The organism is Actinoplanes sp. NPDC021490 (assembly GCF_055562135.1).
The window spans coordinates 480,586-495,539 of the sequence record NZ_JBVHFW010000002.1; the positions used below are offsets into that span (position 1 = coordinate 480,586).

The 14,954-nt window shown below is 70.6% G+C and carries 11 protein-coding genes; 4 read left to right on the forward strand and 7 right to left on the reverse strand.

What is annotated here, in order from left to right; translation table 11 throughout:
* Nucleotides 1-736: 736 nt before the first annotated feature.
* Nucleotides 737-1,237, reverse strand: a complete 501-nt coding sequence (locus ACZ3I4_RS06645) for a hypothetical protein (protein ID WP_465380866.1) — start codon at nucleotides 1,235-1,237, stop codon at nucleotides 737-739.
* Nucleotides 1,238-1,618: 381 nt separating this feature from the next.
* Here ACZ3I4_RS06645 and ACZ3I4_RS06650 point away from each other — a divergent pair, with 381 nt between their 5' ends.
* Together ACZ3I4_RS06650 and ACZ3I4_RS06655 are read left to right on the forward strand one after the other, a co-directional pair.
* Nucleotides 1,619-4,351 (forward strand): glycoside hydrolase family 3 protein, encoded by a 2,733-nt coding sequence (locus ACZ3I4_RS06650; RefSeq protein WP_465380867.1) that lies wholly within the window; start codon nucleotides 1,619-1,621, stop codon nucleotides 4,349-4,351.
* Nucleotides 4,348-5,370: a LacI family DNA-binding transcriptional regulator gene (locus tag ACZ3I4_RS06655; protein WP_465380868.1), complete on the forward strand. Its 1,023-nt coding sequence runs from the start codon at nucleotides 4,348-4,350 to the stop codon at nucleotides 5,368-5,370. Before ACZ3I4_RS06650 ends, ACZ3I4_RS06655 begins: the two co-directional genes overlap by 4 nt.
* 262 nt (nucleotides 5,371-5,632) lie before the next feature.
* Here the strand turns inward: ACZ3I4_RS06655 and ACZ3I4_RS06660 are convergent, their stop codons facing one another.
* The gene (locus ACZ3I4_RS06660; protein ID WP_465380869.1) at nucleotides 5,633-6,610 is read right to left on the reverse strand and encodes a hypothetical protein; all 978 of its coding nucleotides are present in this window, start codon (nucleotides 6,608-6,610) and stop codon (nucleotides 5,633-5,635) included.
* A gap of 293 nt (nucleotides 6,611-6,903) precedes the next feature.
* Here ACZ3I4_RS06660 and ACZ3I4_RS06665 point away from each other — a divergent pair, with 293 nt between their 5' ends.
* Both ACZ3I4_RS06665 and ACZ3I4_RS06670 read left to right on the forward strand, forming a co-directional pair.
* Nucleotides 6,904-7,848, forward strand: coding sequence for a hypothetical protein (locus ACZ3I4_RS06665; RefSeq protein WP_465380870.1), 945 nt, complete (start codon nucleotides 6,904-6,906; stop codon nucleotides 7,846-7,848).
* A gap of 20 nt (nucleotides 7,849-7,868) precedes the next feature.
* Nucleotides 7,869-9,686: a caspase family protein gene (locus ACZ3I4_RS06670; RefSeq protein ID WP_465380871.1), complete on the forward strand. Its 1,818-nt coding sequence runs from the start codon at nucleotides 7,869-7,871 to the stop codon at nucleotides 9,684-9,686.
* A gap of 4 nt (nucleotides 9,687-9,690) precedes the next feature.
* Here the strand turns inward: ACZ3I4_RS06670 and ACZ3I4_RS06675 are convergent, their stop codons facing one another.
* The 5 genes from ACZ3I4_RS06675 to ACZ3I4_RS06695 all read right to left on the reverse strand — a co-directional run bounded on the left by ACZ3I4_RS06675 (nucleotide 9,691) and on the right by ACZ3I4_RS06695 (nucleotide 14,938).
* Nucleotides 9,691-10,812 (reverse strand): hypothetical protein, encoded by a 1,122-nt coding sequence (locus tag ACZ3I4_RS06675; RefSeq protein WP_465380872.1) that lies wholly within the window; start codon nucleotides 10,810-10,812, stop codon nucleotides 9,691-9,693.
* A gap of 195 nt (nucleotides 10,813-11,007) precedes the next feature.
* The gene (locus ACZ3I4_RS06680) at nucleotides 11,008-11,736 is read right to left on the reverse strand and encodes an SDR family oxidoreductase (protein WP_465380873.1); all 729 of its coding nucleotides are present in this window, start codon (nucleotides 11,734-11,736) and stop codon (nucleotides 11,008-11,010) included.
* Between the two features lie 52 nt (nucleotides 11,737-11,788).
* On the reverse strand, nucleotides 11,789-12,604 hold the full coding sequence (locus ACZ3I4_RS06685) for a carbohydrate ABC transporter permease (protein ID WP_465380874.1): 816 nt from the start codon (nucleotides 12,602-12,604) through the stop codon (nucleotides 11,789-11,791).
* On the reverse strand, nucleotides 12,601-13,527 hold the full coding sequence (locus ACZ3I4_RS06690; protein WP_465380875.1) for a carbohydrate ABC transporter permease: 927 nt from the start codon (nucleotides 13,525-13,527) through the stop codon (nucleotides 12,601-12,603). The genes ACZ3I4_RS06685 and ACZ3I4_RS06690 overlap by 4 nt, the downstream gene beginning before the upstream one ends.
* 55 nt (nucleotides 13,528-13,582) lie before the next feature.
* Nucleotides 13,583-14,938, reverse strand: coding sequence for an ABC transporter substrate-binding protein (locus ACZ3I4_RS06695; RefSeq protein WP_465380876.1), 1,356 nt, complete (start codon nucleotides 14,936-14,938; stop codon nucleotides 13,583-13,585).
* Nucleotides 14,939-14,954: the final 16 nt, after the last annotated feature.

Sequence of the window (14,954 nt, forward strand, 5' to 3'; positions counted from 1 at the left end):
CAGCGTCATAGTCGGCATTCGTTCAGCTGGCGAGCGAGCCCACGCAGCCGTGAGGCGCCGTTACACAGGTGTTCACACACCCCCTGGTCAACGCGAAGCCCAGGCGGGCCGCGAACACGATCCCCACGCCCATTGGCCAGCAGGCGGCTCAGTGCCGCGCCGGCCGGTACGCGAGACGCCCGGACGGCCTTGCGAGCTGGGCTTATGCGGTGTCAGCGCTTGATGGCCCGGGCAGCCTGCACCGGTAGTGGATCATCAATGAAATCTAGAACTGGTTCCGCATCTTGTTGGTTCGGGCCCACATAGGTGGCAATGCGCGAAAGCGCGAAGCGGAGGTCGCTGTGTCATCCGGGCCAGCGCTTTCGGTGTCGGGTGCACGATCGTCGACGCCAGTATCTGCAGCCGGATGGTCAGGGTGGAGCCGACCGTGAGCGCGGCGCCGGTGTGTACGCCCCGGCCCAGCTTGCTCGGTCGGTTCCGCGTTCGCGACGTTGATCTTCTGTCGATGACGGCGAATTCGTGAACCAGTTCTGAGGCCAGCCGGCGGGTCTGCTGACGACGTCACGGGGGCGCACGGTGTTGAGCAGGGCGCGGGCCCGCTGGGTACTCAGGGACGACTTGCCTCGCAGGGCACCCGGTCGAGCACGCTTGCCAGGATGAGAAGGCGCGGCGCAGGCATGGCCGGCCACCGGACCGCGGCCGACCACCTGAGAAGGCGGGTCGCCCCGCAGCGGGCTCAACACCATGCGGCGCCGTCGTGAGAGCCTCGGAGGGACAGGCCGTATTCGTCTTCGGGGGCCTTCTCCTGGTCCGGGAGGCCGTTGAAGTCGCTGGGGAACCACACCGACAGGTAGGCCGTGGCGCCGTCGATGTCCTTGGTCAGGCAGGTTGCGGCGGCGGTGACGGCCAGGCCGTTGGACGGCGGTGGGGAACCGTCGCCCTCCCACTTCCAGCCGTCGCCCTCGGCCGCCGCTCGGTAGAACTCGACGATCTCTTCGCGGCTCAGGTCGCTGCGGAAGTCGCGGCCCGCGAAGGCGAAGCCGTCGTCGTCGTCGCAACCGGAGTGGGCGCTGATCTCGTCGGCGCCGGGCGGGTGGACGGTGAGGATCGGGGCGTCGTCCAGCGTCACCGAGAAGTTTCTGTCGCGCTGGCTGCAGCCGTAGTCGAGCAGCTCGCCGCAGCCGCTCAGCGTTCCGGCGCACAGCAGCATTACGCCGGCCAGCGACATCTTGATCACGGCGGCAGCATAGTGAGGCGCGGCAACGCGGCAAGGCCCGGCAGGCAGCACAGCGAGGGGCAGCACTGAGCGAGGCACGGCAGCGAGCCAGAGAAACGGCAGCAGAGCGAGGCGCGGCAGCAGAGTAAGACCCGGCAGCAGAGCGAGGCGCGGCGGAAGCCCGCGGGCGGCGCGCGGGAAACTGCCCGGCCGTCGCGGCCGGCAGCGGATCGAAGATGGTCTCTTGACGGGTCCGGCACGGCTCGGGTAGACAGTTCGTCAATTCGCCGAAACACGGATGACATGTTGGCCGACCCGTGTCGAAGCGCTTCGAAAGGTGGGTCGGCGACGATCCCGTGGGACGCCTGTTGAAGCGCTTCGACGAATCCCCGGATGTGACCCATGAGCGAGACACCGCTGTTCCGCCGGTACGACGCACCGCTCGCGGAGCGCGTCGAGGACCTCCTGGCCCGGCTCACACTGCCGGAGAAGGTGGCGATGCTCCACCAGCATCAGCCGGCGATCGACCGCCTCGGCGTGGCCGCCTTCACCACCGGCACGGAGGCCCTGCACGGCCTGGCCTGGCTGGGCGAGGCCACGGTTTTCCCGCAGGCAATCGGCCTGGCCACCAGCTGGAACCTCGATCTCGTACGCCGGGTCGGCGCGGCCACCGGCACGGAGGTCCGGGCCGCGCACCAGGAGGGCCGGGCCGGCCTCAACGTCTGGGCCCCGGTGGTCAACCCGCTGCGCGACCCGCGGTGGGGGCGCAACGAGGAGGGCTACGCCGAGGACCCGTTCCTGACCGGGCTCCTGGGTGACGCGTACGCGCGGGGGCTGGCCGGCGACCATCCGCGGGTGCTGCGGACAGCGCCGACGCTCAAGCACTTCCTCGGCTACAACAACGAGACCGACCGTTGCCTCACGTCGAGCAACCTGAGCCCTCGGGTGCTGCGCGAGTACGAGCTTCCGGCCTACCGCACGGCCATCGAGCGCGGCTCCGCGGTGGCCGTGATGGCGTCGTACAACCTGGTCAACGGGCGCCCGGCGCACGTCTCGCCCTATCTGGAGGACGAGCTGCGCACGTGGACGGGCGACGAGATCTTCGTGGTGTCGGACGCGTACGCCCCGACGAACCTGGCCGATCCGATGCAGCAGGCCTTCTTCACCGATCACGCCGAGAGCCACGCCGCGGCCCTGCGTGCGGGCATCGACAGCTTCACCGACGCCGACAAGCGCAGCGACGTCACCGTCGAGCGGATCGACGAGGCGTTGCGCCGCGAGCTGATCAAGGAGGAGGACGTCGACCGGGCCGTGCGGCGCGCGCTGACGATCCGCGTCCGGCTGGGCGAGTTCGATCCGGCCGAGCAGAACCCGTACGCGGAAACCGTAGTTGATTCAGAACAACACCGGGAACTGGCCCGGGAAGCCGCGCGCGAGTCGATCACGCTGCTCAAGTCGGAGTGCTGCCTGCTCCCGCTCGACCCGAAACGGCATCGCACGGTCGCGGTCGTCGGCTCGCACGCCGATCGTACGTTCACCGATTGGTACAGCGGTTCCCTCCCGTACGCGGTGACCGCCCGCGACGGCCTGGCCGAGGTCATGCCCGAGGTGGTGCACGCCGAGGGCGCCGACCGCATCGTGCTCAAACTGGGAGCGCTCCATCTGGCCGCCGACGAGAACGGGCTGAGCCTGACGCCGGGTCCGGCCGCGTTCGACGTCTTCGACTGGGGCAACGGGGTCGTGACCCTGCGGTCCACGGTCAACGGCAAGTTCCTGCGGGCGCGCGACGGACAGGTGGCCGCCGACTCGGACGGCCCCTCCGAGTGGGTCGTCACCGAGCTGTGGAAGCTGGAGCGCCGTCCCGACGGGTCGGCCGGCCTGCGCACCCACCCGGGCCACGACGCGGTGACCGCGCAGCTGACGCTGGGCCCGCGCGCGGCCCGGTTCACCCTCGAGACGATCGTCGACGGCGCCTCGGACGCGGCCGACCTGGCCGCCACGGCCGACGCGGTGATCGTGGTGGTCGGCAACCATCCGCTGGTCAACGGGCGCGAAACCGAGGATCGGACGGACCTGGAACTGCCGCCGGCGCAGGAGCGGCTGCTGCGCGAGGTGTACGCGGCGAACCGGAACACCGCGCTGGTCCTGGTCTCGAGTTACCCGTACGCGATCGGATGGGCCGACACGCACCTGCCCGCCGTGCTGTGGATGTCGCACGGCGGCCAGGAACTGGGGCATGCGCTGGCCGACGTGCTGACCGGCCGGGCCGACCCGGGTGGCCGGCTGACGCAGACGTGGTATCGCAGCGCCTGCGAGCTGCCCGACATCCTCGACTACGACATCATCACCAACGACGCGACCTACCAGTACTACCGCGGCACGCCGCTGTATCCGTTCGGGCACGGCCTCTCGTACGCATCGTTCGACTACTCCAACCTCGACATCTCGCACACCACCGCGGCCGCGGGCGACCGGGTCACGATCACGGCCTGGGTCACCAACCTGGGCAAGCGGGCCGGTTCCGAGGTCGTCCAGCTCTACACGCATCAGCAGGTGTCGCGGGTGAAGCAGCCGCTGCGCCGGTTGCGGGCGTTCGAGAAGGTGCGCCTCGAGCCGGGCGAGTCGAAACTGGTCAGCTTCGACCTGGACGTGGCCGGCCTGGCCTTCTGGGATGTGACGTCGAACAGGTTCGTGGTCGAGACCGCGCGTCACAAAATCCTGGTCGGGCGCTCGGCCAGCGACATCCGGCTCACCGGCACCCTGCCCGTGCGGGGCAGCCGGGTCGGGGCGCGCCGGGCCGCCGACCGGACGATCCGGGCCGGCGACCACGACGAGTACAGCGGGATCACCCTGGTCGCGACCGGCGATCCGGTCCGGGGCGAGGCGGTCAAGGCGACCGAGGACGGCGCCTGGTGCTGTCTCAACGGCACCGACCTTTCCGGCGTACGCGAGGTGGCCGTGGACGGCGACGGGCCGGACGTGACACTGCGGCTCGACGACCCGTACGCGGGCGGGGAATTCGCTCTCGTGACACCGGGGTCATCGGTGGCCGTGCCCGAAACCGACGGCGTGCACGACCTCTACCTCGCCATGGACGCCGGGAGCCGGATCAGCGCGATCACGTTCCGGTCGTGACCCCTCCCCCGGTCACCATCGCCGACGTCGCCCGGCACGCCGGGGTCTCGGCCAGCACGGTCTCCTACGTGCTCAGCGGCAAGCGGGCCATCTCGGCCGGGACCCGCGAGAAGGTGCTGGCCAGCGTGCGGGTGCTCGGGTTCCACCCGCACGCCGGGGCCCGGGCGCTGGCCGGCAACCGGTCGAACATCATCGCGCTGGCGCTGCCGCTGCGAGCCGGGATGAACGTGCCGGTGGTCATGCAGTTCGCGGCGGCGGTGGTCGACGCGGCCCGGTCCTGCGACTACGACGTGCTGCTGGTGACGGCCGACGAGGGCCCGGCGGGCCTGCGGCGGGTGGCGGGCAGCGCGCTGGTCGACGGGCTGATCCTGATGGACGTCGAGACCGACGACGACCGGGTGCCCGCCCTGCGGGAGCTGAACCGGCCCAGCGTGCTGATCGGGCTGCCCGCCGACCCGACCGGCCTCGTCTGCGTCGACCTGGACTTCACCCGGGCGGGCGAATTGTGCGTGGAGCATCTGGCCGGGCTGGGTCATCGGCGGGTGGCGCTGCTGGGGGCGCCGCCGGCCGTGTACGACCGCGGGACCGGGTTCGCCCGCCGCACGCGCGACGGAGTGCGGGCGGCCGCCGTGCGGTGCGGTGTCGAGGCGTACGCCGTACCGCTGGAACCGCTCTTTCCCGCTGCTCTGGCCGCGCTGAACGAGATCGGGGACGCCACCGCCCTGATCGTGCACAACGAGAGCGCCATCGACCACGTGCTGACCGCGCTGCGCACGCTGGGCCGCCATGTCCCCGGTGACATGTCGGTGCTGGCGATCTGCCCCGACGACGTCGCGCTGGCCGCCACCCCGCAGGTGAGCAACGTCGGAGTGCCGGCCGCGTCGCTGGGCCGCCTGGCCGTCGAGCGGCTGCTCGCGCGGCACGAGGGCGACGACGTGCCGGCCGCCACCCTGCTGCCCCCGGCCCTGACCACCCGCCTGTCCTGCGAGCCGCCCGGATCCGCCGTCCGCCAGTTCTGAGTGTGTCCTCGACGGCAGGAGAAGGGACGATGATGAGACACGATTCGCGGCGGCTGGTTGATAATCGAATCATGATCATGGGGGATGTGCGATGCCGAGCGGCGGGGTAGGCCGCGTCATGGAGCTCACGCCGGCGCAGCAAGAGCGGTTGCAGCAACTCCTGGAGAACGAGTTACGGGATGCTCTGCGGGCCTCGCTGGGGCGCAACGATCCGGCGGCGGTCGCCGAACTGGTCGCCGAACGCCGCCGGGCTCTCGAACGGCTAGCCGGCGGGACCGCGCACGACGCGCAGGACCCGCTCGATCAGAAACTCGAGGGCGACGGGATCGTCGAGCAACGCTGACACCCGTTCCTCGCGACCCGTCCCCGCACCGGGCGCCAGAGCCATCTCGTCGGCTCCGGACCCGCGCTCGAACAGTTCCCGGAGAACATGCTGAACCGTGGCTGCGGCGTCCTCGCCCCGCCCCAGCCCGGCCCGGATGGCCTCGACGGCCACCGCGGCCAGCTCGCTCACCCCCGCCTCGACGGCCTCGCCGGGATCGGCCCCCGGCAGCGGACGCGGCTCGCCGGGCCCCTCGCCCGGGCAGCCGCCGACCGGCGCGACCTTGTGCCCGAGCGGGGTCTCGATGTGGTCGTGATACCAGTCCGGCCGTTCCCGCATGGCCGCCAGCACCTTTTCCACATCGGCCAGCACCTCGGCCGGGGAGATGCCCTCCTCGCCGGCCCAGCTGTCGACCGGCCACAGCGTGGAGCCGGCCCCACCCGGTACGCCCACCCAGTCCTGAATCTTCAGCGCGAGCGCGCACAACCACGGGTCGCCGCCCAGCGCCGCGGTCAGCCATCTGGTCTCGCGCGGCCGCTGCGGCGCGCCGATGGCCCCGCGGCGTTTGCGGTACGCGTCGATGGTGATGCCCCTGGCCCGGGTCGCGATCCACCCCTCGACGTCCAGGACCTCCTCGGTGGTGGTGAGCAGCCGCCCGACCACCGCCTCGAGGTCGTCATGGAACCCGTCCAGGCAGCACTCCCCCAGGAACCGCAGCCCACGCGCGCAGTGGTGGTGGCCCCGCCTGCGCGCGACGGGCCGATAGACCACGTCGAACACGATGGGGTGGGCGACCTTGTAGGCGGCCGGGCGCAACAGGTTACGCTCGGAATCGGACAGCGCGCCGAGCTCGCCGAGGCGGGCCAGGTCGCGCAGACGCGTCAGGTTGTTCTCTTCTTCGTCGTAGCCGCGCGTCACCGCTGCCCCCACAGGGATGACGCGTCCGGCGTTATCGGAACTTCACTCTCCGTGTATGTCTGCCCCCAGATCATCCGGTAATGATGTCGGCGCGAATACCCGGATCGAGGCCGTTCAGTGGCCTTTCTTTGGCCTACCGGTGGCCAGGATCGCCCGTCACCGTCCGTAGAGCTCGGCGGAGTCTAGACCCTGGCTGCGACTGACCGGATAGCTACACGACGGTCGCCGGCCGAGACGCACCCGGGTAACTTTCTGTCTGTTGTGTAATGACGGAACGTACGGCTAGGAGTCCCATGGCCCCCGCCTCCGATCTGTACAAGGAACTTCAGGACCTGCGCAGCCGCCAGGGTGTCTACCGCAGCGGCCTCTACGAGAGCCTCGGCCTGCGCCTTCGCATCCTGTGCGGGCTCAACCACAAGGACACCGACACCCGCACCCGCGAGGTGGTCGAGAAGTGGCTGTCCACCCTGGCCGCCACCCTGCACACCGATCTGCAGCAGGCGGCGCTGGTGTCCTTCGCCGTCGGCCGCCCGTACCGCCTGGCCACCCTGGACCTGCGGATCGCCGAACTGGCCAACCTGCAGCGGGTCTCCCGGCGTACCGCCCGGCGCCTGGCCGACAAGGCCCTCGAGGCGCTGGCCAACGCGGCCGACGAGGCGCACGTCCCGCCCGGCGACGACGGCTGCGGCTGGCGGGTGTCCTCGCTGTCCTCGCTGTTCCGGCTGGACACCCCCACCCCCGAGCTGTACGAGATCAGGACGATCGTGGCCACCCGGGCGATCACCGAGATCGTCGTGCGGATCACGCTGCCCGGCACCCCGCCCGGCGTCGGCGAACCGGTGGTCAACGCGCTGTTCGGGGCCCGCTTGCGCCGGACCGAACGGGTGAACGGCGGGAACAGCCGGCTGCTCACGCTCGACCTGCCGCATCTGCTGGAGCGCGGCGACACCCACGAGTTCTGGCTGCACGTGACGCTGCCGCCGGGCCAGCCGACCCGCCCGCACTACGCGATCGTGCCGCTCGCCCCGTGCGACTCGGGCAGCGTACGGGTGCGGTTCGCGGCCGGCCGGATGCCGGACGAGGTGTGGCTGCTCGACGAGGTGGCCTACCCCGACCTGGACGCCCGGCCCGGCGGCCTGGAGACGATCACGCCGAACCCGCAGGGCGAGGTGTTCCGCGAGTTCCGCAACCTGCACGAGGGACACGCGTACGGGATCGCCTGGACTCTGCCGGACTGAGCGGTCCGTCAGAGAAGGGCATGCGAAACCTGTACGCCCTCCTGGTCGGCATCGACCGGTACCGGGCGGTTCCCGGCCTGTCCGGATGCGTGCGCGACGTGACCGACGCCCGTGACCACCTGCAAGCCACGCTTGCGCCGGGCACCCGGTTCGTCCCGCTGATGCTGCTGGACGACCAGGCCACCCGCGCCGCCGTCACCGGCGCGATCGGGTCGCACCTGGGGCAGGCCGGGCCGGACGACGTGGCGCTGTTCTGGTTCTCCGGGCACGGCTCCGAGTGGCGCGCCCCCGAGTGGGCGAAAAGGTTCGAGCCGACCGGGATGATGCAGACCCTGGTCTGCGCGGACAGCCGCTCCGCGGGCGTCCCCGACCTGTGGGACAAGGAACTGTCGCTGCTGCTCGACGGGGTGAGCGACCGGGCCGGGCACGTGACGGTGGTGCTGGACAGCTGCCACTCCGACGGCGCCACCCGCGAGCTGATCAAACGGGAGCCGGCCGTACGGACCAGATCTGTGCCGCCCGGGCGCGGGACCGTGCCGGACAGCCTGGGCCCCGCGCTGCTCGAGCGGCTGGCCGCGGACCGGCCGGTCGAGCACGTGGTCCTGGCGGCGTGCCGGTCCTTCGAGTCGGCCGAGGAACGAACGCTCAATGGGCAGCGGCGCGGCGTCTTCAGCTGGTCGCTGTTGCGCGCGATGCAACGTCTCGGACCGGAGGCCACCTACAACGACCTGCTGCTGGCCGCGCGGACCGAGGTCGAGACGCACGCGTGCCGGCAGACCCCGCAGGGCCGCCCCCTGGCGTCGGCGCTGCTCGGCCAGCCCTTCCTGGGCGGGGCGGTGACCGCGACCGACCGCGGCATCCGGCTGCGGCACGGCCCGGAGGGCTGGACGATCGACGCCGGGGCGATGCACGGCCTGCCGTCCGGGGACGGGTTACGGGTGGGCGTGCGCGACGGGAAGCCGGGTGAGCAGGCCGACGTGGTCGAGGTCCGCGCGATGGACAGCCGGGTCGAGCCGGTCGCCGGCTGGGCGCCGGACACGCGGAACCAGTACCCGGTCGTGGTCACGTCGGTGCCCACGCCCGCCACGCTCGTGGCCGTCGACGACGAGGAGCTGCGAGCGGCGCTCGCCGGGTCGCTCGACGTGCGCGTGCCCGGCGACGACGTCGTTCCGGACCTGCGGGCGGACTACGAGGACGGCGAGCTGACCGTTATCGACCAGCACGGCGAGACCCTGCTGGAGCGGCGGCTCTTCGCCGGCGAGGCGGCCCCGGCGCTCGAGCACATCGCCCGGTGGCTGCAGGTGTGGCGCAGGCGCAACGACGCGTCGGCTCTCGGTTCCCCCGTACGGATCGAGCTGCTCGCGGCGGACGACGGCCGGGTGCTGAAGCCCGACGCCTCCGGCGAGTACGTCCTGCGCTACGACGGCGGCGACCCGCCCGAGGTGCTCATCCGGCTGCACAACACCGCCGGCCGCATGCTCTTCTGCGCGCTGCTCGACCTGACCCCGCGCTTCAAGGTGGACGCGGTGCTGTTCCCGGGCGAGTTCATCGCCGGGCACGGCGTGGGCCACTGCCTGAACGGCCGGCGGATCCGGGCGTATCTGCCGCCCGGCATTCCGGCCCGGCCCGGCGCGTACGTGCGGGACCGGCTCAAGCTGTTCGTCGCCGAGGAGCAGTTCGCCGTCGACCCCTACCTGATGCCGGCTCTCGCCGACACGCTCGGGATGCGGGGCGAGCGGCGCGACCTCGCCGATGCCGCGCTGCCCACCGGACACGACTGGACCACGGCCGAGGCGGTCATCAAGATCGAGGTGCCCGCGGTGGAATCGCACCGTTGAGCCGTCACTTGTCCGGCTCGTCGAGGATGGTCAGCGCGGCCGACACGATCGCGTTGACCCGCCGCTGGTCGGAGAGCGCGCCGGTCACCCCGCCGAGCGGGTCGGCGCCCCCGTGCGGGGCCTGGTCGAGGGTGCCGGTGAACATGCCGCCGAAGACCGTGCGGACCACCTCGACGACCACGTCCTGGGCCGGTTCGCCGCGGTCGATGCGGTCGCCGATGGCCCGTACGGCGTCGGAGGCCAGGCGGCGCAGCTCCGCCTCGACGTGGTCGTCCGGATCGCCCAGGCCGAGCGGGGCGACCGGTTCCCCGTACGTGTCGGTGGCCATGGCCATGACCGGCGGCTGCTTGGCGCCGAGCGGGCGCTCCACGAAGGACGCGTACCAGTCGGGGCGCCCGCGCATGACCGTGAGGACCCGGTCGATGTCGCGGCGTACGGTGCCCGGATCGCTGCCCTGCCAGTCGCCGGTGCAGGCCCCCCGGGTCTGGGCCCAGGCCTCGAGCGGCCACAGCTCGCTGCCGGCGGTGCCACTGACGCCCACCCAGACCAGGATGTCGACGGCGAGGGTGGTCAGCCACCGGTCGCGGCCGAGCCCGTCGGCCAGCCAGCCGGGCAGCCGGGGCCGCTGCAGCGCGCCGCGCTCACCCCGGCGGCGGCGGTGGGCGTTGACGGTGGCCGCGCCGACCCGGGTCGCGACCCAGGCCTCGAGCTGGCGGATCGGCCGGTCGGCGTGCGTGATCAGATCCTCGACCACCGCCTCGACGTCGTCGTGGAAGCGGTCGAGGCACTCGTCGGCCAGATTTTCGACCCCGGCGGCGCAGAGGGTGTGCCCGCGCTGCTTCTCGAACCGGCGGGTGACCCGCATGAAGACGATCGGCCAGACCAGCGTGTACGCCGCCCCGGTGAGCTCGGCCCGCTCGGCGCCACCCCCGGCGGCGACGGCGGCCAGCTGCCCGGTGGCGGCGAGTTCCCGCAGCCGGCGTTCCGGCGCCACCGGCTCCGGCGCGACGTCCCAGTCAGCCCAGGCCGAGCGCGAGACGTAGAGGCCGGCCGCCTCCCCGTTCCTCGGCCGGCGACGCAGGGCGTTGGCATCGAGATGCACCGTACGCGCGTTCGCAGTGCCCACCGAGGGCTCCTTTCGTCCGTGGCGATCGGTGGTTGAAGCCTCCTGCACGCACGCTCGGTCCTCCAGCTTCCACGCTTGGTTAGGCCTCTTCGTGGTCCGATTCCGAACACTCAGGCGACCTATTCCGGCTTCGCCTGACCGGGTGGCCCAGTCAGGTCTCCCACCGCGGCGCCACGAACGGGTGACGCGGGCGCCTCAGCGGGCCGTGTAGCCGCCGTCGATCGGTAGGGTCACGCCCGTGATCATCGAGGCGGCGTCGCTCAGGAGGAAGGCGATCGGGGCGGCGATCTCCTCCTCGGTGGCGTAGCGGCCCAGCGGCATCTGGGACAGGAACGGGTCCTTGATCTCGGGGCGGCCCCAGTAGGAGGCCGACATCGGGGTCATGACGACGGTCGGGTTGACGCTGTTGACCCGGATGTTGTGGGGGCCCAGCTCGAGGGCGGACACGCGGGTCATGTTGTCCAGGGCCGCCTTCGAGGCGCCGTACGACATGTGGCCGGTCAGGGCGACCACGGCGGCCTGGCTCGAGACGTTGACGATCGCGCCGCCCCGGCCGGCGGCGATCATCGTGCGGGCCGCGTACTTGGTCACCAGGAAGGCGCCGCGGGTGTTCACGGCCATGACGCTGTCGAAGACGTCCACGTCGGCGTCGACCAGCGGGCCGACCACACCGCCCAGACCGGCGCAGTTGACCACGCCGTACAGGGGCAGGCCGTCCAGGGCCTTGCGGACGCCGTCCTCCGACACCAGATCGAAGGCCAGCCCCCGTACGCCGGTCTCAGCCACCAGAGGAGCCAGAAGCTCGTCGCTCGGGCCCGCGGCGATGACGTCGGCGCCGTGTTTCTGCAGGAGCCGGACCGTCGCGGCGCCGATGTTGCCGGAGGCGCCGGTGACCAGGATCGGGCGGTCAGCGAAGTCGTACATGCGGATCCCGTTCTCGTTTCTCGTTCCGGAACAGTCGATCATGCCAAGGTGATCATTTCACCGCGCCCATGGAAAGTCCGCGTACCAGCTTGTTCTGGGCCAGCCATCCCGCGATCAGGACCGGCAGCGACACGATGGTCGCGGCGGCGCACAAGCGGGCCAGGAAGGCGCCCTCGGACGAGATGAACCCGACCAGGAAGATCGGCGCGGTGCTCGAGTTGGTGGCGGTCAGGTTGAGCGCCAGGAAGAACTCGTTCCAGGCGAAGATGAAACAGATCAGCGCGGTCGCGGCCAGGCCGGGGCTGACGATCGGCAGGATGATCTTGCGGATCGAGGTCAGCAGGCCGGCCCCGTCGACCTCGCCGGCCTCCAGCACCTCGCGCGGCACCTCGAGCAGGAACGACCGCATCATCCACACCGCCAGGGGCAGGTTCATCGAGGTGTACAGGATGACCATCGTCCACACGTTGTCGAGCATGCCCGCGTGCTTGACCAGCAGATAGACCGGCAGGAAGGCGGCCACGGCCGGCATCATCTTGGTGCTGATGAAGAAGAACAGCGAGTCGGACCACTTCTCGACCGGGCGCAGGCTCAACGCGTACGCGGCGGGGGTGGCCAGCAGAACCACGAGCAGGGTCGAGAACAGCGACGCCATCAGGCTGTTGAGCAGGAACGGCGTCATGTTCCGGTCGAAGACCTGCGCGTACTGGTCGAGGGTGGGCTCGAAGAACCAGGACGGCGGGTTCGAGGCGGCCGCGTTCTCCTGCTTGAAGCTGGTCAGCACCATCCAGATGACCGGGAACACGAACACGATGCCCGCGACCCAGGCCACCACACCCCACGCGGAATCGATCAAGCGGCGGTTCATCGGTTGGCCTCCACCTTGAACAGGCCCGAGATGACGCGCAGCGCGAACGTCGCCACGATGATCGTCAGCAGCACCACGATCACGCCGGCCGCCGACGCCTCGCCGTACTCGAACTTGCGGAACATCGTCAGATAGATCTCGTACGGGAGATTGGTCGTGGCCGTGCCCGGGCCACCCTGGGTGATCGTGAAGACCGCGTCGAACGTGTTGACCAGATAGATCGAGCCCAGCAGCGCGCCCAGCTCCAGGTATTGCCGCAGGTGCGGGATGGTCATCCGGCGGAAGATCTGCCAGGCGTTGGCCCCGTCGACCTTGGCCGCCTCGATGACGTCGTTCGACTGCGACTGCAGACCGGCGAGCAGGATCAGCATCATGAACGGCGTCCACTGCCAGACCAGCGTGGCGATCACGGCCGCCTTCGGATAGGACGACACCCAGTCGGTCGAGCCGCCGAAAAGACCATTGATCAGCCCGTACGTCGGGTTGTAGATCGCGTGTTTCCAGAGGAGCGCGGCGGCGATCGGCATCACCAGGAACGGCGTGATGAGCAGCGTGCGCACCACCGAGCGGCCGAGGAACTTGCGGTCGAGCAGGACGGCCAGGGCCAGGCCGAGGATCAACGAGAAGATCACCGCGCCGGCCGTCAGGAGAACGGTGTTGACCAGCGCGGCCCGCAGGCGGGTGTCGGTCAGCACGGTCACGTAGTTGTCGAGGCCCACGAACTCGCGCTGACCCGGCCGCAGCGCGTTCCAGCCCTGCGTCGACAGATAGAGAGTGACCAGGAACGGCACCTGGGTCACGATGATCGCGAAGATCAGGGCCGGCAGCAGCGGCGCGCGGCGGACCCAGCGTTCCTTCGCGCCGTGCCGGGCCGGGGCGGGTGGCACCGGCGTGGGGGCCGGCCGGGTGGCAACATCGGTCATGGTCGTGGCCTTCCGCGGGGGGCGCGCCGGACTCGGCCCGGCGCGCCCGCGAGCACTACTTGTAGTTCTTCGCCACGGCCTCGGCGAGCTTCTGACCGTCGTTCAGCGCCTGGTCGACCGTCTTCTGGCCGGTCAGCGCGGCCGCGATCTCCTGCGACACCTTGGTGCCGAGATCCTGGAACTCGGGGATGGCCACGAACTGGACGCCGGTGGCGGGCCGGGGCTGCAGGCCCGGGTTCACCGGGTCGGCGTTCGCGATCGAGTCCAGCGTGATGTCGGCGAACGCCTTGGCCGACTCCTTGTACTCCGGGATCGAGTACGTCGAGGTGCGCTTGCCGGCCGGGACGCGCGACCAGCCGAGCTCCTTGCCGACCAGCTGCTCGTAGTCCTTGCTGGTGGCCCAGCTGATGAACTTCCACGAGGCGTCGGCCTTCTTGGTGGTCTTGGGCATCGCCCAGTCCCACGACCAGAGCCAGCCGCTGTAGTCCGTCTTGTTGACCGGGGCGTACGCGTAACCCACCTTGCCGGCGACCTTGGAGGCGTTCGGGTCTTCGACCGTGCCGGCGGCCGACGTGGCGTCGTACCACATGGCCGACTTGCCCTGGCTGAAGATGTTCAGGCACTCGGTGAAGCCGGACTGCGCGACACCGGGCTCGCCGTGCGCGCGGGCCAGGTCGACGTAGAACTTGGTCGCTTCCTTGAACTCCGGCGCGTTCAGCTTCGGGGTCCAGTCCTTCTCGAACCAGGTGCCGCCGTACGTGTTGACGATCGTGGTGAGCGACGCGATGCCCTCGCCCCAGCCGGGCAGGCCGCGCAGGCAGATGCCGGCCACGCCGTTGGCCTTGTCGTCGACCTTGGCGGCCAGGTCGGCCACCTGCTGCCAGGTCGGCTTCTCCGGCATGGTGAGGCCCTTGGCCTCGAACATCTCCTTGTTGTACATGAGCAGCGACGACTCGCCGTAGAACGGGGCGCCGTACATCTTGCCGTCCTCGCCGCTGGCCACGGTCACCATCGGCTTGAGCAGGTCGGCCTTGTCGTAACTGGCGTCCGCGTCCATCTGGGTGGACAGCTCGTGCAGCCAGCCGTTCTTGGACCAGATCGGCACCTCGTACGCGCCGATGGTCACCACGTCGTACTGGCCGCCCTGGTTGGCGACGTCCTGGGTGACCTTGTCGCGCAGTTCGTTCTCCGGCAGGATCGTGTACTTGACGGTGATGCCGGTCTGCTTGGTGAAGTTGTCGGCGGTCAGCTTCTGGATGTCCTCCATCTGCGGGTTGCCGACCATCAGCACCGTGATCTCCTGAGCTCCCTCCGAGGAGCTCGTGTCATCCGACGTGCCGGCGCCCGAACAGGCGGACAACGCCAGCGCACAGGCCGCCGCGGCGGCTATGGCTGCTCTCGATTTCCACATGAAATGACCTCCAGAA

Bases quoted from the DNA above. Each gene is read 5' to 3' on its own strand.
- ACZ3I4_RS06685 (WP_465380874.1), bottom strand. From the start codon at position 12,604: ATGAACCGCCGCTTGATCGATTCCGCGTGGGGTGTGGTGGCCTGGGTC.
- ACZ3I4_RS06670 (WP_465380871.1), top strand. From the start codon at position 7,869: ATGCGAAACCTGTACGCCCTCCTGGTCGGCATCGACCGGTACCGGGCG.
- ACZ3I4_RS06665 (WP_465380870.1), top strand. From the start codon at position 6,904: ATGGCCCCCGCCTCCGATCTGTACAAGGAACTTCAGGACCTGCGCAGC.
- ACZ3I4_RS06690 (WP_465380875.1), bottom strand. From the start codon at position 13,527: ATGACCGATGTTGCCACCCGGCCGGCCCCCACGCCGGTGCCACCCGCC.
- ACZ3I4_RS06680 (WP_465380873.1), bottom strand. From the start codon at position 11,736: ATGTACGACTTCGCTGACCGCCCGATCCTGGTCACCGGCGCCTCCGGC.
- ACZ3I4_RS06650 (WP_465380867.1), top strand. From the start codon at position 1,619: ATGAGCGAGACACCGCTGTTCCGCCGGTACGACGCACCGCTCGCGGAG.
- ACZ3I4_RS06695 (WP_465380876.1), bottom strand. From the start codon at position 14,938: ATGTGGAAATCGAGAGCAGCCATAGCCGCCGCGGCGGCCTGTGCGCTG.